Raw genomic sequence first — 22079 nt, 5'->3', positions numbered from 1 at the left:
CCAACCAACTAGTTTCATTTTGTAAAATATCTTATTAAATAACCAACTTATGTCTGCTTCAGAAGAAATACATAAAAACCTGATCTTTAAATATGATTGTAATTGGGAAGAGCTCCTCGATCAAGAGCGCTTTCAAAAGGAATTCTGCGAGGATATTTTAGAGCCTTACATTATCAATCAGCGCTGGTATGGCGGTAAGGCAAGTGCCTTGAAATATATTGAAATCATAGACTGGTTTCCCATACAGCGGGATGCAGATCGATTTTATGGAGTTGTTCTTGAAGTGAATTTTAAAGAGGCCTTTGTGCAAAATTATTTTATGCCCATAGGTTTTGTGACCGATAGTGATTATGCACAGGATAATGTGATCGCACATCTTGATCTCAATGGACAGCGGGGATATCTTGTAGATGCCCTTCAACTGGAAGTATTTAGAAAACAGATTTTTGAAAAAATTCTTGAAGGGGAAAAATTTCGCTATAAGAATGTAGCATATCGCCGGGGGTATTTTAACGAAGCGAAATCCTATGAAAGCAGCAGGTTTCTGGGAGTAGAACAAAGTAATACTTCTATTGTTTACAATGAATCACAGATCTTAAAGATTTTTAGACGTGTTTATGTTGATGAAAATCCAGATTATGAGATCAGTAAATACATGACCATAAAAGGGGTTTTTAAAAACACGCCCAAATATCTAGGAAGTATTACCTTGAGGTTTAGTGATAAAAATGTCATTACATTAGGGCTTTTACAGGAACTGGTCCCTAACCAGGGCGATGCCTGGGCCTATTTCACAGACAATTTAAAGGCCGCTTTTGAAGAGCTTTCCCGCCAGCAAATAGACGTTTACCAACTTCATAAAACGCGTAATTTTCAGCAGATACAACTCAGTAAGTTGCCTGAGAATATTTTAACCTGGTGCCCCAAGGCATTTTTTAAGGATGTATCCCAACTTGCCAAAAGAACGGCAGAAATGCATATTGGTTTAGGTCAGGAACGCGTAAACAATGCATTTACACCACAGGCTTTTGGCAATGATTATACGGTTTGGCTCAAAAACCGATTGATTTATCAATTTGAAAACAGGACCAATCTGGTTGAAAACAACCTGCATAAGCTTGAAGATATGCGACTGGAGCTCGCGCATGAATTCCTGAGCAATAAGAAAATCATAAGGAAACGATTACTTGATTTTGACGAAGATAAGTTAAAAAGTGAGCGGCTGCGTATACATGGGGATTACCACCTGGGTCAGGTACTGGTAAATGATGGTGATTTTTATATCATAGACTTTGAAGGCGAGCCAGAAAGTACGATCAGGGATCGTAAGGTTAAGCAGCCGCCCATTAAAGATATTGCAGGAATGTTCCGGTCTTTTCATTATGCGATTTATGCTACTATCTTTAACAATCAGGAAAGTTACGACTACAAAATAGAAGATCTTTTTCATGTGGCAGAAGTACTGTATAGCCACATGGTAGGGGTATTTTTAAAAACATATATAGGTGCGGTTCAAAAAGCAAATTTGAACATTGGCTATATAAACGAAATTGAATTTTTACTGCAATATTGCCTTTTGGAAAAAGCTGTTTACGAATTGGGATATGAACTGAACGCACGCCCCCGATGGGCCATAATTCCGCTAAAAGGCATTTCAAACATACTTAACTCGATCGAAAATGAATAATGTACAGGCATATAGCCTTTTTACAGATTTTGATATTTACCTTTTTAAAGCAGGAAGGCATTACCAACTTTATGAAAAAATGGGATCGCATCCCATGACCGTAGATGGCGTGGAAGGCACTTATTTTGCGGTATGGGCACCCAGTGCGCAAGCCGTATCCGTAGTTGGTGATTTTAATTTCTGGCTTGAAGGGGAACATGCACTTAAAGTTCGCTGGGATGATAGCGGCATCTGGGAAGGTTTTATTCCCGGGATACAGGCCGGTACCATTTATAAATATAAAATACAATCTACTGTAAATGGTGTAAAAACAGAAAAGGCAGATCCTTATGCGAGACGCTGTGAACATCCACCTAAAACAGCCTCGATAGTTTATAAGGCTGACTATAAATGGAAAGATACCAAATGGCTTAAAAACCGAAAGAAGAAAAATGACCTGGATACGCCGTTTTCGGTTTATGAAGTGCACTTGGGATCCTGGAAGAGGAGGGTGGAAGAAGACCGAAGCCTTAGCTATACGGAACTTTCAAAGGAACTGGTAGATTATATGCAGGAGATGCAATTTACCCATGTGGAATTTATGCCCATTATGGAATATCCCTACGATCCCAGTTGGGGCTATCAATTGACCGGTTATTTTGCACCCACATCGCGGTTTGGTTTTCCGGAAGAATTTATGCTGCTTGTGGATAAACTCCACCAGGCGGGGATAGGTGTAATCCTGGATTGGGTACCTTCCCACTTCCCAGAAGATAAGCATGGTCTGGGCAATTTTGACGGTTCCCATTTATACGAACATCCAGATAGAAAACGGGGTTACCACCCAGATTGGAAATCGCTGATCTTTAATTATGGCCGTGCGGAAGTGCGTTCGTTTTTGATCAGCAATGCGCTTTTTTGGTTAGAGAAATACCATATCGATGGGCTACGTGTAGATGCAGTGGCTTCTATGTTATATCTTGATTATTCGAGGGAAGAGGGCGAGTGGGAACCTAATGAATTCGGTGGTCGGGAAAACCTGGAAGTTATATCATTCTTAAAAGAATTCAATGAGGCGGTGTATGCAAATTATCCTGATGTGCAGACTATTGCCGAAGAATCTACCAGTTTTCCGCAGGTTTCACGACCTACATTTACAGGAGGTCTCGGGTTTGGGATGAAGTGGATGATGGGCTGGATGCACGATACGCTTTACTACTTTCAAAAAGAATCCATATATCGAAAACACCATCAGGATGATATAACATTCAGTCTTACCTACGGCTTTACCGAAAACTTTATGCTGCCGCTTTCCCATGATGAGGTTGTTTATGGCAAAAAATCGTTGCTAGACCGTATGCCGGGAGATGAGTGGCAGCGTTTTGCAAACTTGCGTGTGCTTTATGGTTATATGTTTACGCATCCCGGTACCAAGCTTATATTTCAAGGTGGAGAATTTGGACAGTCGGGCGAATGGAATTTTCAACAAAGTCTGGACTGGCATTTGTTGGAATATAAAGCGCATAGCGGAATAAAGGAAACCGTAACCGCCCTCAATGTTTTGTATAAAACGCAACCCGCGTTGTACGAGAAACAGTTCAGCCCTGATGGCTTTGAATGGATTGAGCTCAATGACTCTGAAAACTCGGTTTTGACCTATTTGAGAAAGGGCCACAAGGACAGGGATACATTGATGATAGCGGTCAATTTCACGCCGGTTCCACGTTACAATTATAGAATAGGTATGCCTGCTACTACTTTTCCAAAAGGTAAAAAAGCAAAACAGGTTTTCAACAGCAACGAACTAAAATTTGGCGGTAGCGGAGACCATGTAATAGCAGATGTAACGATAGATGAAAGTGGCTGGAATGGTCATGCCAATTCCATCACCCTGGATATTCCCCCCTTATCTGTTGTTGTATTTTCGGCAAAATAAGGGTGGTTTTCAGTCATTTTTAGGCTTAAAACACCCATATATTCAAATCAAAAGTTTTTAAAAGTGCCTGAGATAACGTCTATTTGCATTTCAATTTAGAGATTTAAAAAATGATCATAGATACAGAACTGGAACAAAAAGGTAATGAGTTTCCCAATGCGGTGGTGCACATGCGCAAAGAGGTGGACACTCTTTTTTTTGAGACAGAAAACAAGGTCATTCTTGAATTGACCATTCTTCGGGACAGTGTTATCCGCTTTCGTTATGGAACACGAGGGAACCTTCAAGAGGATTTTTCCTACGCTATTGACAGGCAGGAAGTTCGTGGAGGCTATAATGAACTTGCCATTACTGAAGATGAAGAATTCTATATCGTAACAACCTCAAAATTGGTTGTGAAGATTGAAAAAAAGAGCCTACAGACCCATATATTAGACAAAAATGGCACAATAATCAATGAGGACGAGATCGGTTTTCACTATGAAGAAAGTTTTCTTTATGGGGGGAATATTGTCAAAATGAGCAAAAAAGTGCAGGCCGGCGAAGGTTTTTACGGTATGGGCGATAAGCCTATGCACACAAACCTGCGCGGTAAGCGCATGCAAAACTGGTCTACGGATTCGTACGCTTTTGCAAAAGATCAGGATCCTATTTATAAATCTGTGCCGTTTTATATAGGACTGAACCAGAAACAAGCATACGGAATTTTCTTTGATAATACCTTTAAATCCCATTTTGATTTTTGTCAGGAGCGCCTGGATGTGGCCAGTTTCTGGGCAGAGGGCGGGGAAATGAATTACTATTTCATTTATGGCCCAAGCATGTCTGAAGTTGTTCAAAATTATACCCATCTTACCGGAAAACCAGATATGCCCCCATTATGGACGCTCGGTTTTCAGCAGTGCAAATGGAGTTATTATCCTGAAGCGCGGGTAAAGGAAATTACGAATACGTTCAGGGAATTAAAAATTCCATGTGATGGTATTTATCTAGATATTGATTATATGGAAGGGTTTAGGTGTTTTACCTGGAACAAGGAATATTTTCCCGATCCTAAACGTATGGTAAAAGAACTGGCAGATGACGGTTTCAAAACCATTGTCATTATTGATCCGGGAATTAAGTTAGATCCTGATTACTGGGTATATAACGAAGCTCTGGAAAATGATTATTTCTGTAAACGCGCTGATGGTCCCCCAATGATAGGAAAAGTCTGGCCAGGGGAATGCGCTTTTCCTGACTATACTAATCCTGATGTGCGTGAATGGTGGGCCGGTCTTTTTCAGGAACTTATAGAGGATATAGGGGTTAAGGGCGTATGGAATGATATGAATGAGCCCGCGGTCATGGAAGTACCGGGCAAAACCTTTCCTGATGATGTGCGCCATAATTATGATGGCCATCCCTGTAGTCATAGGAAAGCACACAATATTTACGGTACGCAAATGGCGCGGGCCACGTATGAAGGTGTTAAAAGATTTATTTATCCGAAAAGGCCTTTTGTAATTACACGTTCGGCTTATAGTGGCGCACAGCGCTATACTTCTTCCTGGACGGGAGACAATGTGGCTACCTGGGAACATCTTTGGGTAGCAAATATACAGGTACAACGTATGTGTATTTCCGGAATGTCTTTTACGGGAACAGATATAGGGGGATTTGCCGAGCAGCCTACGGGTGAACTTTTTGCGCGGTGGATTCAATTGGGCGTTTTTCATCCTTTCTGCCGGGTACATTCATCAGGTCATCATGGTGATCAGGAACCGTGGGCTTTTGGTGATGAGGTAACTGATATTTCAAGAAAATTTATTGAAATAAGGTATACTTTGCTTCCATATTTATACACCATGTTCTATGATTATTCCACAAAAGCGGTGCCCATGCTAAAGCCATTGGTCTATTATGATCAGGAGGATACGCACACGCACTATAGGACAGATGAATTTATTTTTGGCGAGAAAATACTGGTTTGCCCCATTACAGAACCCAATGCACGTGGCCGCCGCATGTATCTGGCACGTGGTCGCTGGTACAATTTCTGGGACCACAGCATTGTAGAGGGAGGTAAGGAATTGTGGGTAGATGCAGATATTGCGTTTATGCCCATCTTTATTAAAGAAGGTGCCATGATCCCCAGGTATCCCGTACAGCAATATGTAGGGGAGAAAAGCATTGAAGAACTGGTTATTGAAACCTTCTATAAAGAAGGTATAGAGCGCTCCAGCGTTTATGAAGATGCGCAGGACGGTTACGATTATAAAAAAGGAAGATATTCCCTAAGGGAATTCAAATTGACGGGTAAAGAGCAGGAAGTTATTATCCAGCAGCACAAGACAGGCACTTTTATTACGGATTATGAGTATTTAATGTTGAAATTTATTGGTTTTCCGTTTGAGGTAAAAAAGATAGAAATTGATAATGTGGCCTACAATTTGAATGAACTGGATTATGATGTAGAGAAAAAGTGGTTAAAAGTCACTAAAGAGTTTACCGAAATTCACATTTTGGGATAAATACAAATTATATTAAATTTCACCCCTAATATCAGAGATATGAAAATGAATAAATTAGTACTTATAGCTGCCTTGATTTTTATGGCGAGTGGCTGTAAAACGAGTCCGTTTACGGGTAAGCAGACTCTAAATTTCGTTAGCAATGATGAGTTGTTCCCGATGTCTTTTCAACAGTACAATCAGTTTTTATCAGAAAATAACGTAGTTACTGGCACGGCAGAATCTCGTATGGTAAAACAAGTTGGAGAAAAAATCGCCGTTGCTGCAGAGCGTTATTTAACGGCACTGGGTTACCCTGGCTATCTCAAAGACTATAAATGGGAATACAACCTTGTAAAGGACGATGCGGCCAATGCATTCTGTATGCCTGGTGGCAAGATCGTAGTCTATACGGGTATTCTTCCCATAACGGGTGACGAAGCAGGACTTGCAATGGTGATGGGGCATGAACTGGCACACGCACTTGCAAATCATGGAGCCCAGCGTATGAGCGCTTCACAAGTGCAACAAGGTGTGGGCCTGGCCGGCGGCCTTGCTTTAGGTGATTCAAAAAGTGGGCAACTTTTTAATCAATACTACGGTACGGCGAGTCAGGTAGGCCTTATGCTTCCCTTTAGCCGAAAACATGAGTCAGAAGCAGATGAGATAGGTACAATCATAGCTGCCATCGCTGGTTATGATCCTGCGGAAGCGGCCGAATTGTGGAAGAGAATGCAAGCCAAATCTGGCGGGCAGGAACCTATGGAAATCATGAGCACGCACCCTTCTTCTGCTTCCAGGATACAAGCGCTCACGGCACTTGTACCAAGGGCAAAACAAGAAGCTGCCAAATTTGGCGTGACTACATTTAAAAGTTAGGTTTTAATATGTAATTCAACTTCGTAATGATGAATAAGACCGTACAGGGAATGTATAATACTTCCTTCTGTACGGTTTTTTTTATTTCCGTATGGCTAAAAAAGTTACGGATAGATAATGTGGTTTTTAAATATTATAGCACGCAAAGCTATAGATTTGGACAAAATTAACTACCACTATGGAAAATCTGCCTAAAGGCGATAAGAAACTGCTCAACGCGTGGGCATTTTATGACTGGGCAAATTCTGTTTATAGTCTTGTGATCGCATCTGCGGTTTTCCCCATTTTTTATGGGGCACTTACCGTAGTGCGCGACGACGATGGAAAGATCATTAATGATACGGTACACTTTCTGGGTTTTGATTTTAACAACGATACGCTTATTAGTTACGTGACGGCAGCGGCTTTCCTGATGGTTTCCATATTAAGCCCATTATTGAGCGGTATTGCAGATTATTCTGGGGAAAAGAAAGGTTTTATGAAGTTTTTCTGCTATCTGGGAGCCTTGAGTTGCATCGGTCTTTTTTGGTTTGATATGACCTATTTATGGTTTGGATTGTTATGCTATTTTCTCGCATTGATAGGTTTCTGGGCCAGTTTGGTTTTTTATAATTCCTATTTGCCTGATATCGCTTTCCCAGAACAGCAGGATCGCATCAGTGCAAAAGGATTCTCAATGGGTTATTTAGGGAGTGTGATACTTCTGGTAATCTGCCTGGTAATGATTTTATTTTATGATACTTTCGGTTTTGAGAGTGAAGATCTGCCTACGCGATTATCTTTTGTACTTACCGGACTCTGGTGGATAGGTTTTAGCCAATACACGTATTATTATCTTCCTAAAGGGAATACAAGACAAAAAGTAACGAAAAACGTTCTTTTTAACGGATTTAGGGAACTACGAAAAATCTTTACTAAAATCAAGGCAAACAAATCCCTGCGAACGTATTTAAGCGCTTTTTTTATGTACAGTATGGCGGTGCAGACCATTATGCTCGTTGCGGTTTATTTTGGTATTGAAGAGTTGGACTGGGGTACGAGCGATAGCACCATTGGACTTATCGTGAGTATTTTATTGATCCAATTGGTCGCTATTTTAGGAGCCTGGGGCGCGGCAAAAATCTCGGCGCGATTTGGTAATATTCAGACGCTTATAGTGATCAATATTGTATGGGTTTGTATTTGTGTTTATGCCTATACCATAACGTCGCCCATGCAGTTTTATATCACTGCTGCTTTCGTGGGCCTGGTTATGGGCGGAGTACAATCCCTATCCCGTAGCACGTATTCTAAAATGATCCCAGAGGGCGAAAAAGACACCGCATCCTATTTTAGCTTTTATGACGTGTCCGAAAAAATAGGGATTGTCATTGGTATGAGCAGCTATGGTTTTGTGGCACAGCTTACCGGTAGCATTCGGTATGCGATCCTGTTTTTTATTGTCTTTTTTATTGCAGGATTGGTCCTGCTGTTTTTCGTCCCACGTAAAAGGTTAAGAACAGAATAAGCTCAAAATAGACAATAAAAGTCTTTGCCTTGAAGTAGTCCTGCGGAAAATGTAAGGCATTTTTCAAATAAACTTAAAGCAAATAAAACCTACATGAGAAATTCTCGTACGGTAAAGTAAAGTAGTTCAGTCCTCATGTAGGTTTGTTGTGGTCAATTTCTCTTTCCAAAGATTAGCTCCGTTGGGTTTAAATTTAGCGAAGTACTATGATTTCCCTAAGTTTTCTTGTTGAAAACCTAAGCACTTATAGAAATCAATTTGAAATACTTCCAGATCCCACTACGCTGCTATCTTCTTGTGAAGGTTTGCCCGAATATTCAATATCTCCAGATCCTGTAATCCTGGCCTTTAATTTACCGCCATCGCAATGTAAACTGATGTCTCCAGACCCCGCAATACTCGCATCTGCATCAGTGGCGCTTAGATCACTGGCATGAATATCCCCGCTACCGCGCAGGTCTAATTCCACTTTTTGCGCCGTGCCTTTTAACGTAAGATCACCAGAACCCCTTAAGTTTGCTTCAACATTTGTGGCGTTTACTTCAAGAATGATGTCACCGCTACCTGATAATGCGGTTGAAAAAGTAGATATGACAATAGGGTCCCTGGCCACCACATCACCAGAACCCGATAGGTTAACTTCGCTGAGTTCTTTAAAAGGGACGGTTACCGTAATTGTTTTGTTATTGCTGGGCTGGAGGTTCATACGGTCTTCAATTTCTATGCGCAATACATTTCCTTTTACTTCGGTAATAACATGATCCAGTAGGTTGCTTTCACCTTCCAGTTTGACGGTTCCCTCTTCTCCGGCAACAAGAAATACATCAAAAAATCCTGCTACATGTACGGCATCATAAGAGCCTAATTCACGGGTGGTCTGTGTCATCGAGCCATTACCTTCAACTTTTTTTGAGCCCCATTGTGCATGCGCCGCAGTAGAAAGTCCTATGGCAAGGAAAATAAATAGTAATTTTTTCATGATTTTGATAATTTTTGTTGGTTATTGATTGGTTTATTTTTTTTCGAAAGTTACTCCACCGTATTCTGAACTAATGGTAATATTATTTTCCGCATTTGCCCCTCCATAATTTCCTTTGTAATATTTATTTGAAGATTCTATACGCCTGGTCACCATATCGAACTCCTCTTCTCCTGATAGGCCGGCATATTCAAGGGAAATGGTAAAGTTGAAATGATAGTCTTGTGCATACCCCAGGCGTATGTTTGCATAATCTGTATTAATATTGACATTTCCTGCGTCAGCAGTGAGTTCGCTTATTTTTATGGAGCCATAATCTGCGCTGAGGTCTACGTCGCCACTTACACGCCCCATTCTTAAGGACAGGTAATCACCGCTACCGTCAATAGCGCCTATCTGATCTATATCTAAATTGCCATAATCACAGGTAAAACGGAGTGATTTTAGGCTGTTAAAGGTAGATTTTGTGTAATCTGCGCTAAGTTCAATTTCCCCGCCCTTCTCTATGGTAAATGAGGAATAATCTGCGTTGATCTTACCGCTTTTCATAAAGCCAATGGTGGTGTTGTTTGTATAATCAAAGCGCAGCATATTATTGTCAGCGAGCAGTTCACCCACTTCCAAATGACCATAGTCACAGGAAATAGCAGCCCTTCCTTTTAATTTGTTCAGATAAATGCCACCGTAATCATTGTTGAGGTCCACGGAATTTGTGATAGGCATTTTAACGGTGTAATTGATTTCCATGTTTACATTGTTGTTGGAAATGCTTGAAGTCAAACTGCTCCACCACGATTGGCTTTCCCTTTTAAATTTTGTTTCTGCCATGACCTGTTGGGAACTCGCCTCAAATAAAACATCAATTTCATCAAGTTTGCGCAGTACCTGTTCCTCATTGTTACCATCTGTGGTGACGACGACGGTAATTTCTATGCGGTTTTCATTCCAGCTGGTAATATTGAGATTTCCGTAGCTGTTTGTTATTTTTAAAAGCGCATCCGCATTTACATTATATTCTTTTTTAATCGTTTTTTCCTTAGTATAGCGGCCCTTTATACCATTTGAAGCAAAGGTGTTCGCAAATACTATTGTGGTCATAAACACCAGTAAAAGTGTTTTAAAATAGCTGTTTCTCATCTTTTTTGTTTTTTAAGTGTTCTTTTTCATCCAGTTGTATCATGACTTCTTTCAACAGGTCAATTCGCATTTGAAAGTTTGTGATCATGGCATAGATCACGCGTTTGTCTTCCCCACTTTCTGAAAGGTCTTTTTTTAGTTGTGTGTAATTTAGTTCCAGTGTATTGAGTTGGGTTAGTGCATCGTCTATCAGTTTTTTATTTTCGGGGCTGCGCCGTTCTTTAACCTTGTACAATTCGCTGGCGATTGCTGCGCTAAAGAAGTCCTGCGTTTCTTCCATTTGTGGGGAAACCGCGGCAAGTTCTTTACTTGTCGCACTGTTGTTTTTTATTAAGGATAACATCACGATAAATACGAGGGAAGCTGCCACGGCCAGTGGTTTCCACCAGAAACGCATGCTAATTGTCCTGTTTTCATCCGTTTTTTGGCCTAATTTGGTCATAAATCGCTCCCTATGGCCATTTTTTGGATCTGCCAGATCCCAGCAATCTTCCTTTTGGCCGTTAAACCAATCTTCTATATTTTCTTTTTCCATGGCATTATTTTAATTCTTTGAGCTTTTTTAGCTGGTGGCCAGTTTGTTTCTCAGGCTTTCTTTTGCCCGGGATATCATCGTTCTGCAATTGGCGTAACTTATTTTTAAAATGGCACTTACTTCTTTATAATCATAACCTTCGATGAGGTGGAGGCTGAGGACAATACGGTAATTCTCCTTAAGCGCGTTCATGCTATTCATTACCTGTTGCACCTCTAATACACTGGTGTCGCAGGGCGTTGCCGCAGGTTCATCCTCCAGTTTGTAGAGGCTGTTGTCAAGCGGTACTTCCGCCAGGCGAAGTTTTTTACGATAGGCGCTGATACTTGTGTTTACAACAATGCGTTTGAGCCAACTACCAAAACTTGCTTCACCCTTAAATGTTTCCAGCTTTGTAAAAGCGATAAGGAATGACTCCTGCATGACATCTTCCGCCTCTGCGCTATCCTTGACAATGCGCAGTGAAGTATTGTACATCGCTTTATAATAGCGATCGTAAACTTCTAACTGCGCCGCCTGTTCTTTATTAAGGCAACGCTGCAAAAGGACTTCAATATCAAGGTGTGTTAGCGTCAATTTTAATATGGTTTCTTTATAGAGATGGGACAATTTACCTTTTGTTACAGTTTATAAAATTTATTTTTTGCTCAAGGCGGAAGAAAGCCCATAATATCTAGGCTGGCATAGTGATTGAACATTAGTAATAAATAAGCTCAGTAAGATGCCCTTGAGCATCGCAAATGCTGAAATAGATTGAAAAACCCTTAAAAGACCGCCCTTCACATGGTTTTTAGCTTTGTGACAGAGTGGCGTTATAATTATATGGCTAGAACAAAATTTACAGATATTGACAGTTTGTCATTGCAGGACTTTGATGGAGATGCAGAATTGATCCCGTTGATGACACCAGAAGATGAAGATGAAATAAACCGTGAAGAACTACCAGAAACCCTTCCCATATTGCCTTTGCGCAATACTGTGCTTTTTCCCGGGGTGGTGATACCCATTACCGCTGGCCGCGATATGTCTATTGAATTGATCAACCAGGCGAATAAAGGCAATAAGATTATAGGCGTAGTTTCACAAAAAGATGAAAATGTAGAAAACCCCGGTCCTGAGGATATCAATTCCATTGGGGTGGTCGCACGTATTTTGCGTGTGCTAAAAATGCCTGATGGTAACGTGACCGTTATCATTCAAGGTAAAAAGCGTTTTAGTGTTGCTGAGGTAATTACCGAAAAGCCCTATCTTGTTGCCACCGTACGCGAAGTTCCAGAAGCGCGGCCCGCTGAAGACAGTAAAGAGTTTGGTGCGATAATAGATTCCATCAAGGAACAGGCGCTTAAGATCATTAAGGAATCCCCTAACATTCCCAGTGAGGCCGGTTTTGCGATCAAGAACATAGAGAGTAATTCGTTCCTTATCAATTTTGTAAGCTCAAACATGAGCCTCAATGTGGAGGAAAAACAAAAATTACTGGAGATCAATGACCTGCAGGAACGTGCTATGCAGACCTTGCGCCATATGAATACCGAAATGCAGAAACTAGAGCTGCGCAACGATATTCAGAGCCGCGTGCACAACGATATGAGTCAGCAACAGCGGGAGTATTTCCTGCACCAGCAAATGAAAACCATTCAGGAAGAACTGGGCGGTGTTTCCCAGGAGGATGAGCTTGACGAACTACGGGAGAAGGCGAAGTCAAAAAAATGGGATGATAAGGTCAAAAAGCACTTTGATAAGGAGTTATCGAAGATGCAGCGCATGAATCCGCAGGTTGCGGAATACAGTATCCAACGCAACTATCTTGATCTTTTTGTAGATCTTCCCTGGAACAAATTCAGCAAGGATAAATTTGATCTTAAACGTGCGCAACGCATTTTAGATCGGGATCACTACGGTCTGGAAGATGTTAAAAGACGAATCATAGAATATCTGGCCGTGCTAAAACTGCGGAACGATATGAAATCTCCCATTTTATGCCTGTACGGACCTCCAGGTGTGGGTAAAACCAGTTTGGGAAAATCTGTCGCAGAAGCACTGGGGCGCGAGTATGTACGCATGAGCCTTGGCGGACTGCGGGATGAGGCAGAAATTCGCGGTCACCGTAAAACGTATATAGGTGCCATGCCCGGCCGAATTATTCAGAGTTTGAAAAAAGCGGGTACGAGCAATCCTGTTTTTGTTCTGGATGAGATCGATAAATTGAATACTTCCCATCAGGGGGATCCTTCTCCCGCGTTGCTGGAAGTATTGGACCCTGAGCAAAACAGCGAGTTTCATGATAACTTCTTAGAAATGGGATTTGACCTTTCTAAAGTTATGTTTATCGCTACCGCAAACAACCTGAATACCATACAGCCCGCGCTTCGCGACCGTATGGAAATCATAAATGTCACCGGTTATACCATTGAGGAAAAAGTGGAAATAGCGAAACGTCACTTGCTTCCCAAACAATTGGAAGAACATGGAGTCGCAAAAGACCAGTTGAAAATATCCAAACCCAATCTTGAGCGCATCGTAGAAGGATATACCCGAGAATCTGGCGTGCGTGGACTGGAAAAACAAATCGCAAAAATGGTGCGTTACGCAGCCAAAAACCTGGCGATGGAAGAGGAGTATGTCTCTAAAATCACACCAACCGAAATTATGGATGTATTGGGTTCTCCTAAAATGGAACGCGATAAATATGAGAACAATGACGTTGCCGGTGTAGTTACCGGGCTTGCCTGGACACAGGTAGGTGGTGATATTCTTTTTATAGAATCCATCCTTTCTAAAGGGAAAGGGAACCTTAATATTACAGGTAACCTGGGGAAGGTGATGAAAGAAAGCGCCACCATTGCCATGGAATACATTAAGAGCAACGCGGAAGAGATTGGCCTTGATCCAGGTATTTTTGAAAAGTACAATGTACATATTCACGTGCCGGAAGGAGCAACCCCTAAAGATGGACCAAGTGCGGGAATTACGATGCTGACGTCATTAGTGTCATTGTTCACGCAGCGCAAAGTGAAAAAAGATATCGCGATGACCGGTGAAATCACCCTTCGTGGAAAAGTACTTCCCGTAGGCGGAATCAAGGAGAAAATCCTTGCCGCAAAAAGGGCACGCATCAAGGAAATTATGATGTGCAAAGAAAACGAGCGTGACATAAAAGAGATTAAGCAAGAATATCTTAAGGGACTTAAGTTTCACTACGTGAACGATATGAGCGAAGTACTTGAAATCGCACTTACAAAAGAAAAAGTAAAAAACCCAAAGATCTTGTAATACTAGAAAACATTGTTTTTATACTAATTTTCGGTCAAAAACCCGGACTATCCACAAGATGTTCCGGGTTTTTTAATCCCCTGAAATAAAGTAAACTTGTAACCGTTTTCTAAATGATCCTAACCCGCTGCTAGTTATGCTTAAATTTTTACCGTTTGTAATGCTTTTTTTAGGCACCACAACGGTATGGGCACAATTGGGCGGTAGGGACACGTATCAATTTTTAAACCTGGTGTCATCGCCAAAACAGGCTGCACTGGGCGGTAAAGTACTTACAGATTACAGTTACGATCCCACATCTGCTTTATTCAACCCCGCAACGATCAATGCGGAAATGGATAATCAACTTTCCCTGAATTACGTCAATTATTTAGCAGATGTAAATTATGGAAGTGCCAGTTATGCCTATCTCTATGATCGCCGAACACAAGTGATTCATGCCGGGGTGACCTACATCAATTATGGCAACTTTGACGGTTATGATGAGAGCGGGGTTTCTACCGGGGATTTTAGTGGGGGGGAAGTCGCTGTGTCCTTGGGCTATGCGTATAACATACCGTATTCAGATTTTTATGTAGGTGCCAATGCAAAATTTATATCCTCAAAATTAGAGGAATTTACTTCCCTGGGGGTCGCGGCAGATTTGGGGATTATATATGTCAATGATGATCTGAAACTTAATATTGGTGCGGTGGTTCGCAATATAGGTACGCAGATTACCACCTACGATGCGATACGCGAAAGTCTTCCGCTAGAGGTTGATCTTGGCTTTTCCCAGCGCCTGCCACGGGTTCCTGTACGCTGGCATCTTACCTTTGAAAATTTACAACTGTGGAATATCGCTTTTCAGAATTCCGCCAGGATAACACAGGATCTTGAAGGCAATGAAACCGGGGAGGACATCAATTTCGTGGATAATGTTTTTCGGCATACTATCCTGGGTGCAGAATTGTTTCCGGAAGGTGGTTTTAATATTCGGTTGGGCTATAATTTTAGGCGGGGAGAGGAATTGCGTATTGTAGATCAACGCAGTTTTGCCGGGCTAAGTGCAGGTTTTTCGATCAAGTTTAATAAATTGCGTCTTAGTTACAGCTATGCCCGCTACAACAGTGCTGCAAGTTCTGGCTTTTTTGGATTGAATCTGGATTTGCAATAAGATTTCCCCTAATCCCAGAAGGGGGAACAATAGCTGACTGTAATTGGACTTTGCACTATTTCAATAAGAATGTTAAGAACTACTATAATTAGGAATAGGAATAAAAATAATAATAGCAATAAAAAATAACGAAGGTTGAAAAAAATCACCATTGCCATAGACGGTTATTCTTCTACGGGTAAAAGCACCATTGCCAAGCTTCTTGCTAAAGAACTTGGTTATATTTATGTAGATACGGGTGCCATGTACCGCGCGGTGACGTTGTACACGATGCGTAACTTGTTTATTTCAGAAGGTTATTTTGATAAGGAATCCCTTGTACGGCACCTGTTCAAACTTTCTGTGCATTTTGAACGAAATGAGGAAAGTGGTGAAGTGGAGGTTTTTTTGGGTAGTGAAAATGTTGAGAGGGAAATCCGCAACTTAAAGGTGTCCAATTATGTAAGCCAGGTTGCCGCGATTCCCGAAGTACGAAAAATGCTCGTGGAGGAACAGCAGAAGATGGGCGATGGAAAAGGGGTGGTCATGGATGGCCGCGATATAGGTACCGTGGTCTTTCCAGAAGCAGAACTCAAGATATTCATGACTGCATCTGCAAAAGAGCGTGCCCAGCGACGGTATCTGGAACTTACCGAAAGAGGCGAAGACGTCACTTTTGATGAAGTGTTGGAAAATGTTGAAAAACGCGATACCATTGATACCACACGAGAAGATTCCCCGCTTGTTCAGGCTCAGGATGCGATTGCCATTGATAATACGCATACCAATATTCACGATCAATTTCATACTATTCTTCAATTAGCCAAGGACCGCATCTACGGTAGAATTTAACAGATCCTGAATTTTTTAATAAAAACTTCCGCAAAGGCTAAGGTATCCCTAAATTTTGCTTAATTCCCAATTTTTCATGCCTCCCCTCCTCTAATTTTGTGCTGCTGATTCGGGTATTTGAATCAGTAAATTTAAAATTAGAATAGTTATGGCAATTATAGATGATAAAGGGATTACAACTGTGAATCCTGCAAATGGAGAAAAACTGAAAACATACGCATTTATGACAGATCAACAAGCAGCAGATGCTGTTGCCAACTGTCACAAAGCATTTACCCAATGGAAATTAAAATCTGCGGAAGAACGTGGAGAAGTTTTAAAGAAGGTTGGTGAAAATTTAAAGAATAACAAAAAAGAGTTCGTTGATCTAATGATTGACGAAATGGGAAAATTGAAAGCCCAGGGGGAAGATGAAGTAGACCTTTGCGCTGCAATATGTGAATATACCGCTAAAAACGGAATCAAGGAATTAGAAGACGAAGAACGGGAATTGCCTAACGGTGGCCGCGGACTAATAACGCATGCTCCCATTGGTGTCATTTATGGTATTCAGCCATGGAATTTCCCACTATATCAGGTAATGCGCTATACTATCGCCAACTTAATGGCTGGTAACGGCGTATTATTAAAACATGCGGAAGGTGTAACTGGAAGTGCATTGTTGATTGAGCGCGTATTAAAAGAAGCCGGACTTCCTGAAAATCTTTTTACCGTACTTATCATAACCCACGATCAATCAGACAAAATAATTGAGAACGATCAGGTGCGCGGTGTAACCTTTACCGGTAGCCCTAAAGGTGGAAGAGCCGTAGCAGAAAAAGCAGCGGGAGCGCTTAAAAAGACTGTACTTGAACTTGGTTCAAATGATGGCTATATGGTGCTTGATGATGCTGACTTAGAAACTGCTGTAGAATGGTGTGTGAAAGGTAGGATCTACAACAATGGAGAAACCTGTGTAGCAGCAAAACGTTTCATCGTGACCGAAAAGAATTTCGACGCATTTACAGATAAATATGTGGCGAAAATGAAACAGGTCAAGTTGGGCGATCCCAATGATGAGAATACACAATTGGGACCTATGGCTCGTAAAGACTTGAGAGATGATCTTCATGAACAAGTGGAGCAGAGCGTAAAAAACGGAGCAAAAATTCTATGTGGAGGAGAAATCCCTGAAGGGAATGGATCGTACTACCCAGCTACGGTTCTTGTGGATGTAAAACCTGGTCAGCCGGCCTATGATGATGAATTATTCGGCCCGGTTGCATCTATCATCAAAGCAAAAGATGATGAAGATGCCATGCGTATCGCAAATGACAGTCGTTTCGGTTTAGGTGGTGGTATTTTCTCTAAAGATGAAGATAAAGCTTTTGAATTGGCAAAAACGCATTTTGATACCGGTATGGTATTCGTAAATTCTTTTGGCGTAGCACAGCCCAATATGCCTTTTGGCGGAGTGAAGAACTCTGGCTATGGAAGGGAACACGGCGGCTTCGGAATTAAAGAATTCGTAAATAGCAAAGCGATCATGCGTTTAAACAGCTAAGAATTATAGTTTTTAAAATTCAAGGCCAATACCGGTATTTTGCCGGTATTGGCTTTTTCATTATATACAATTTTAGAGTGAAGATTTAGGATAAAAAACAGCTCAATAGGGCGATAATTGGTTGTTTTCCGAATTAAAAAAGGTTGTTTTTCGGTATTTTGGAACGTATTGATATTCATAATTTTAGGGATTCGGTTAAATTTCAATTTTTGCCTTGAATCTTAGGTTGTTTATTATTAGAAATGTTGTACTTTTGCCCTCCTTTTGGCAACGTTAGGAAGCGTCAAAAGGGATTGAAAATCAAAAAAGTAAACCACTTTTGCAAAACTCCGTTGCTTTGCTTCCAGGGTAATGCAGAATACAAATTATTGATCAGCAATGGCTGAAGAAGAAAAAACAAATCCAAATCCTCAGAACGAGGGAACGAAAAAGGAAGTAGCCCAGGCTAAAGAAACCGTAGAGAGAGCAGATTCTATTGATGAAGATTCCCTTGACGAACTTGCGACTAAGGCAAATACTTCTGACGAGCCTAAAAGGCAAGAAGAAGTTGAGATCAAAAGTACGGTAGCCCGTGCGGAAGAACTTGCAACTGGTTCTGTACCTGAATCCAAAGATCATAGAAGTGCGGCGCAGGCCAATCCAGAAAAATTCCTTTCAGAATTTAACTGGCACAACTATGAAGAAGGTATTGACGTCATTGATGACGGCAAGCTTGAAGAGTTTGAAAAGCTGGTAAAGGAAAATTTTGTTGATACCCTTGATGATGAAGTGGTAGAAGGTACCGTGATCAATATTACCGAGCGTGATGCGATCATTGATATCAATGCCAAGTCAGAAGGTGTTATCTCCCTTAACGAGTTTCGTTACAATCCTGATATGAAGGTGGGCGATACTGTTGATGTACTTATTGATGTACGTGAGGATGCTACGGGTCAATTGATCCTTTCTCACCGTAAAGCCCGTGTGATCAAATCATGGGAACGTATCAATAAAGCGCATGAAGATGGTACGATCGTTACCGGTTTTGTCAAAGCTCGAACTAAGGGTGGTATGATCGTAGATGTGTTTGGTATCGAAGCGTTCCTTCCGGGATCTCAGATCGATGTGAAGCCTATCCGCGATTACGATGCGTATGTTAACAAAACAATGGAATTCAAAGTTGTTAAGATCAACCAGGAATTCAAAAACGTTGTTGTTTCGCATAAAGCACTTATCGAGGCAGATATTGAAGAGCAGAAAAAAGAAATCATCAGCCAGCTTGAAAAAGGTCAGGTACTTGAAGGTACCGTTAAAAACATCACCTCTTACGGTGTGTTTGTTGACCTGGGCGGCGTAGATGGATTGGTTCACATTACAGATCTTAGCTGGTCTAGAATCAATCACCCTAATGAGATTGTTGATCTTGATCAAAAACTCAATGTGGTTATTCTTGACTTTGACGAAGATAAAACACGTATCCAACTTGGTCTTAAACAACTTAAGAAACACCCATGGGAAGCCCTTGGTGACGAACTTAAAGTTGGTGACCGCGTGAAAGGAAAAGTAGTTGTAATTGCAGATTACGGTGCTTTTGTTGAAGTGGAAGAAGGAGTGGAAGGATTGATCCACGTAAGCGAAATGTCATGGTCTACGCACTTGCGCAGCGCTCAGGACTTCGTAAACGTAGGTGATGTCGTAGAAGCCGAAATCCTTACCATGGACCGTGAAGATCGTAAAATGTCCCTTGGTATCAAGCAATTGAGCCAGGATCCTTGGACCGATATTACGACCAAATACCCTGTAGGTTCACGCCACAATGGTATTGTGCGTAACTTTACCAACTTTGGTGTCTTTGTAGAGCTTGAAGAAGGTATTGATGGTCTCATCTATATCTCTGATCTTTCCTGGACCAAGAAGATCAAACACCCATCAGAATTTACTGATATAGGTGCAAAACTTGATGTTGTTGTTCTTGAACTAGATGTGGACGGACGTAAATTAAGTCTGGGTCACAAACAGATCGAAGATAACCCATGGGATAAATATGAAGATGAATTTGCTGTGGGAACCAAGCACACCGCTACAATCGCTGAGATCGTAGATAAGGGAGCCACCATAGATTTCAATGATGACATAAACGCATTCGTGCCTAACCGTCATTTAGAGAAAGAAGATGGTAGCAAACTAAAACAAGGTGAAGAAGCACAGTTCCAGATCATTGAATTCAACAAAGACTTTAAACGTGTAGTTGCATCGCATACCGCATTGTTTAGGGAAGAGGAAGCGAAGATCGTTAAGCAAGCTGCCAAGAAAGCGGCAGACTCTGCAGCGGCCAGCGCACCTACCTTTGGAGATACCAATGATGCACTTGCAGAATTGAAAAGAAAAATGGAAGGCGGTAAATAATTAACCGAATTACATTTCTAAATAAGAAAAAACCCTTTGGAGCAATCCAGAGGGTTTTTTTATGCCTTAATTTGAAAATAGATAAAAGTGATCCCAATTATCTGTTTATTTAGCTATTACTTTGATTTCTGGGCGTTTCCCTGCGGGTGGGGCTTTACGTTACAGTATTTTTGCTTGTACCTCACAAAAAGGCTTCCTCCCGGAAGAGGCAGACCAATTCACTTCAATCCCTAACGCAGAATAAGTAGGTTATAGTTGGTTATTTGAAAGTAGTTTATAGCTTAATCTTACTCTTTTCAGACTTTTACGGTAAGTTTTGAGGTATTTTAAGTTCTTTGGGCGTTACCCTGCGGGTCAGGCTTTACGTTTCAATCTTTTTGCTCGTGCCTCGCAAAAAGGATTTCCACTACAATCCTTAACGCAAAGTTGTTTTTCTATGCATAGGTTGGTAGTTGAGCATTTTATCACGATTCCTAGCCTTTTGAGCCTTACAAATTTTTTACCTACACTAGTGACCAATTTCCAATAAAAAAGAAAGGAGCTTTAAAGAATTTCATTTTTAAAAATTAATCTTTTCTCTTTTCTCTTTTCTCTTTTCTCTCTTCTCTCTTCTCTCAATTCCTTGATCTAAATCAGCGCAACTTCAACAATTCCGCTGCTGCCTGAAACGGGGTCATTTTGCCTGAATTTATGGCTTTCAGATAGTCAGAAAAGCTGTTTTTTACCTCTTTTTTGCCATAAAAGTCATCTTTTAAAGCATTTTCTATACTTTGACGCAGCCAATAGCTGTTTTGATTTCTTCTGTTTTTCTCAAAAAAACCGTTGTTTTGGGTAGTTTTTAGGTAATTTTCGATGATTTTCCAGGCATCTTCCACACCTTTACTGTGTAGTGCGCTGCAGGTGGATACTTTAGGTTGCCATTCGCTAGCTTTGAGAGGGTAGAGATGAAGTGCTTTTGCAAATGCATTTTTGGCCATTGCCGCTGCTTTTTCCATTTCGCCATCGGCTTTATTGATGAGGATGGCATCGGCCATTTCAATAATGCCCCGTTTAATGCCCTGTAGTTCATCCCCGGCCCCGGCAAGTTTCAGCAGTAAAAAGAAATCAGTCATGGAATGTACGGCAACCTCACTTTGTCCCACGCCCACCGTTTCCACAATAATAATATCAAAACCAGCGGCTTCGCAAAGAATTATCGCCTCGCGGGTTTTGCGTGCCACGCCGCCCAGGGAATCCCCGGAAGCGGACGGCCTGATAAATGCCTTTGGATGTACAGAAAGGGTCTGCATACGCGTCTTATCGCCCAGGATACTCCCGTTTGAAAGTCCGCTGCTGGGATCAACCGCGAGAACGGCCACTTTCTTTCCTTTCTGAATGAGCAAATTACCAAAGGTTTCAATAAACGTGCTTTTTCCCACGCCCGGTACACCGGTGATCCCTATACGCAGAGAAGTATTCGCATGCGGGAGGCAACCTTCAATAAGCTCCTGGGCGATTGCATTATGATTTGCAGCCCTGCTTTCTATAAGTGTTATCCCACGGCTGAGCGCAGTGGTATTTCCATCTAAAATCTGACGGATAAGTTCGCTGGAGTCCACCGACAATCTTCTTCGGGCTATGATCTTTTCCGCTGCAGCGGTACTTATATGTTTACTTTCTTTCACGAGGTCGAAATTCAGCAATTTTTAGGGCATAAGAATTCAAAGTTAATCAATTGTTTTTTATGAAATGTTTAAGAACGGGCGGTTGATGGGACGTAA

General features: G+C 41.3%; 15 protein-coding genes. 10 read left to right on the top strand and 5 right to left on the bottom strand.

What is annotated here, in order from left to right; genetic code table 11:
- Positions 1-49 precede the first annotated feature (49 nt).
- From P162_RS04225 to P162_RS04205, 5 genes are all read left to right on the top strand, one after another.
- Complete coding sequence (locus P162_RS04225; protein WP_031425988.1) at positions 50-1687, top strand: maltokinase N-terminal cap-like domain-containing protein; 1638 nt, start codon at positions 50-52, stop codon at positions 1685-1687.
- Positions 1680-3602, top strand: coding sequence for a 1,4-alpha-glucan branching protein GlgB (gene glgB, locus P162_RS04220; protein WP_031425987.1), 1923 nt, complete (start codon positions 1680-1682; stop codon positions 3600-3602). The genes P162_RS04225 and glgB overlap by 8 nt, the downstream gene beginning before the upstream one ends.
- Before the next feature lie 110 nt (positions 3603-3712).
- Entirely contained in the window at positions 3713-6115 is a 2403-nt protein-coding gene (locus P162_RS04215) for a glycoside hydrolase family 31 protein (protein WP_031425986.1), read from the top strand.
- A 45-nt stretch (positions 6116-6160) separates the two neighbouring features.
- On the top strand, positions 6161-6973 hold the full coding sequence (locus P162_RS04210) for a M48 family metallopeptidase (protein WP_031425985.1): 813 nt from the start codon (positions 6161-6163) through the stop codon (positions 6971-6973).
- A gap of 178 nt (positions 6974-7151) precedes the next feature.
- Entirely contained in the window at positions 7152-8480 is a 1329-nt protein-coding gene (locus P162_RS04205) for an MFS transporter (RefSeq protein WP_031425984.1), read from the top strand.
- 253 nt (positions 8481-8733) lie between these two features.
- On the opposite strand, the gene P162_RS04200 is transcribed toward P162_RS04205, so the two are convergent.
- The 4 genes from P162_RS04200 to P162_RS04185 are packed head-to-tail and all read right to left on the bottom strand — an operon-like array spanning position 8734 to position 11707.
- Positions 8734-9459, bottom strand: coding sequence for a head GIN domain-containing protein (locus tag P162_RS04200; protein WP_031425983.1), 726 nt, complete (start codon positions 9457-9459; stop codon positions 8734-8736).
- Positions 9460-9492: 33 nt separating this feature from the next.
- Positions 9493-10596, bottom strand: a complete 1104-nt coding sequence (locus tag P162_RS04195) for a hypothetical protein (RefSeq protein WP_031425982.1) — start codon at positions 10594-10596, stop codon at positions 9493-9495.
- Positions 10577-11131: a hypothetical protein gene (locus P162_RS04190; RefSeq protein WP_031425981.1), complete on the bottom strand. Its 555-nt coding sequence runs from the start codon at positions 11129-11131 to the stop codon at positions 10577-10579. Before P162_RS04190 ends, P162_RS04195 begins: the two co-directional genes overlap by 20 nt.
- 27 nt (positions 11132-11158) lie before the next feature.
- A complete protein-coding gene (locus tag P162_RS04185; protein ID WP_031425980.1) occupies positions 11159-11707 on the bottom strand; it encodes an RNA polymerase sigma factor in 549 nt (182 codons plus the stop codon).
- A gap of 246 nt (positions 11708-11953) precedes the next feature.
- Here P162_RS04185 and lon point away from each other — a divergent pair, with 246 nt between their 5' ends.
- From lon to rpsA, 5 genes are all read left to right on the top strand, one after another.
- Positions 11954-14404 (top strand): endopeptidase La, encoded by a 2451-nt coding sequence (gene lon / locus P162_RS04180; RefSeq protein ID WP_031425979.1) that lies wholly within the window; start codon positions 11954-11956, stop codon positions 14402-14404.
- Positions 14405-14540: 136 nt separating this feature from the next.
- A complete protein-coding gene (gene porQ, locus P162_RS04175) occupies positions 14541-15560 on the top strand; it encodes a type IX secretion system protein PorQ (protein ID WP_031425978.1) in 1020 nt (339 codons plus the stop codon).
- A 135-nt stretch (positions 15561-15695) separates the two neighbouring features.
- Positions 15696-16391: a (d)CMP kinase gene (cmk, locus tag P162_RS04170; protein ID WP_031425977.1), complete on the top strand. Its 696-nt coding sequence runs from the start codon at positions 15696-15698 to the stop codon at positions 16389-16391.
- A 148-nt stretch (positions 16392-16539) separates the two neighbouring features.
- The gene (locus P162_RS04165) at positions 16540-17934 is read left to right on the top strand and encodes an NAD-dependent succinate-semialdehyde dehydrogenase (protein ID WP_031425976.1); all 1395 of its coding nucleotides are present in this window, start codon (positions 16540-16542) and stop codon (positions 17932-17934) included.
- 378 nt (positions 17935-18312) lie between these two features.
- Complete coding sequence (rpsA, locus tag P162_RS04155; RefSeq protein WP_241077727.1) at positions 18313-20319, top strand: 30S ribosomal protein S1; 2007 nt, start codon at positions 18313-18315, stop codon at positions 20317-20319.
- Between the two features lie 632 nt (positions 20320-20951).
- On the opposite strand, the gene meaB is transcribed toward rpsA, so the two are convergent.
- Positions 20952-22001 (bottom strand): methylmalonyl Co-A mutase-associated GTPase MeaB, encoded by a 1050-nt coding sequence (meaB, locus tag P162_RS04150; RefSeq protein WP_241077726.1) that lies wholly within the window; start codon positions 21999-22001, stop codon positions 20952-20954.
- Positions 22002-22079: the final 78 nt, after the last annotated feature.

The organism is Flavimarina sp. Hel_I_48, from assembly GCF_000733945.1.
Lineage (GTDB): Bacteria > Bacteroidota > Bacteroidia > Flavobacteriales > Flavobacteriaceae > Leeuwenhoekiella.
This window is presented reverse-complemented; position numbering and strand designations above follow the sequence as displayed.

What these genes read in the sequence shown, in the direction of transcription:
- P162_RS04200 (WP_031425983.1), bottom strand. Translation starts at nt 9,459, where the DNA reads ATGAAAAAATTACTATTTATTTTCCTTGCCATAGGACTTTCTACTGCG.
- lon (WP_031425979.1), top strand. Translation starts at nt 11,954, where the DNA reads ATGGCTAGAACAAAATTTACAGATATTGACAGTTTGTCATTGCAGGAC.
- P162_RS04190 (WP_031425981.1), bottom strand. Translation starts at nt 11,131, where the DNA reads ATGGAAAAAGAAAATATAGAAGATTGGTTTAACGGCCAAAAGGAAGAT.
- rpsA (WP_241077727.1), top strand. Translation starts at nt 18,313, where the DNA reads ATGGCTGAAGAAGAAAAAACAAATCCAAATCCTCAGAACGAGGGAACG.
- P162_RS04165 (WP_031425976.1), top strand. Translation starts at nt 16,540, where the DNA reads ATGGCAATTATAGATGATAAAGGGATTACAACTGTGAATCCTGCAAAT.
- P162_RS04195 (WP_031425982.1), bottom strand. Translation starts at nt 10,596, where the DNA reads ATGAGAAACAGCTATTTTAAAACACTTTTACTGGTGTTTATGACCACA.
- porQ (WP_031425978.1), top strand. Translation starts at nt 14,541, where the DNA reads ATGCTTAAATTTTTACCGTTTGTAATGCTTTTTTTAGGCACCACAACG.
- P162_RS04210 (WP_031425985.1), top strand. Translation starts at nt 6,161, where the DNA reads ATGAATAAATTAGTACTTATAGCTGCCTTGATTTTTATGGCGAGTGGC.
- glgB (WP_031425987.1), top strand. Translation starts at nt 1,680, where the DNA reads ATGAATAATGTACAGGCATATAGCCTTTTTACAGATTTTGATATTTAC.
- P162_RS04225 (WP_031425988.1), top strand. Translation starts at nt 50, where the DNA reads ATGTCTGCTTCAGAAGAAATACATAAAAACCTGATCTTTAAATATGAT.
- P162_RS04215 (WP_031425986.1), top strand. Translation starts at nt 3,713, where the DNA reads ATGATCATAGATACAGAACTGGAACAAAAAGGTAATGAGTTTCCCAAT.
- P162_RS04205 (WP_031425984.1), top strand. Translation starts at nt 7,152, where the DNA reads ATGGAAAATCTGCCTAAAGGCGATAAGAAACTGCTCAACGCGTGGGCA.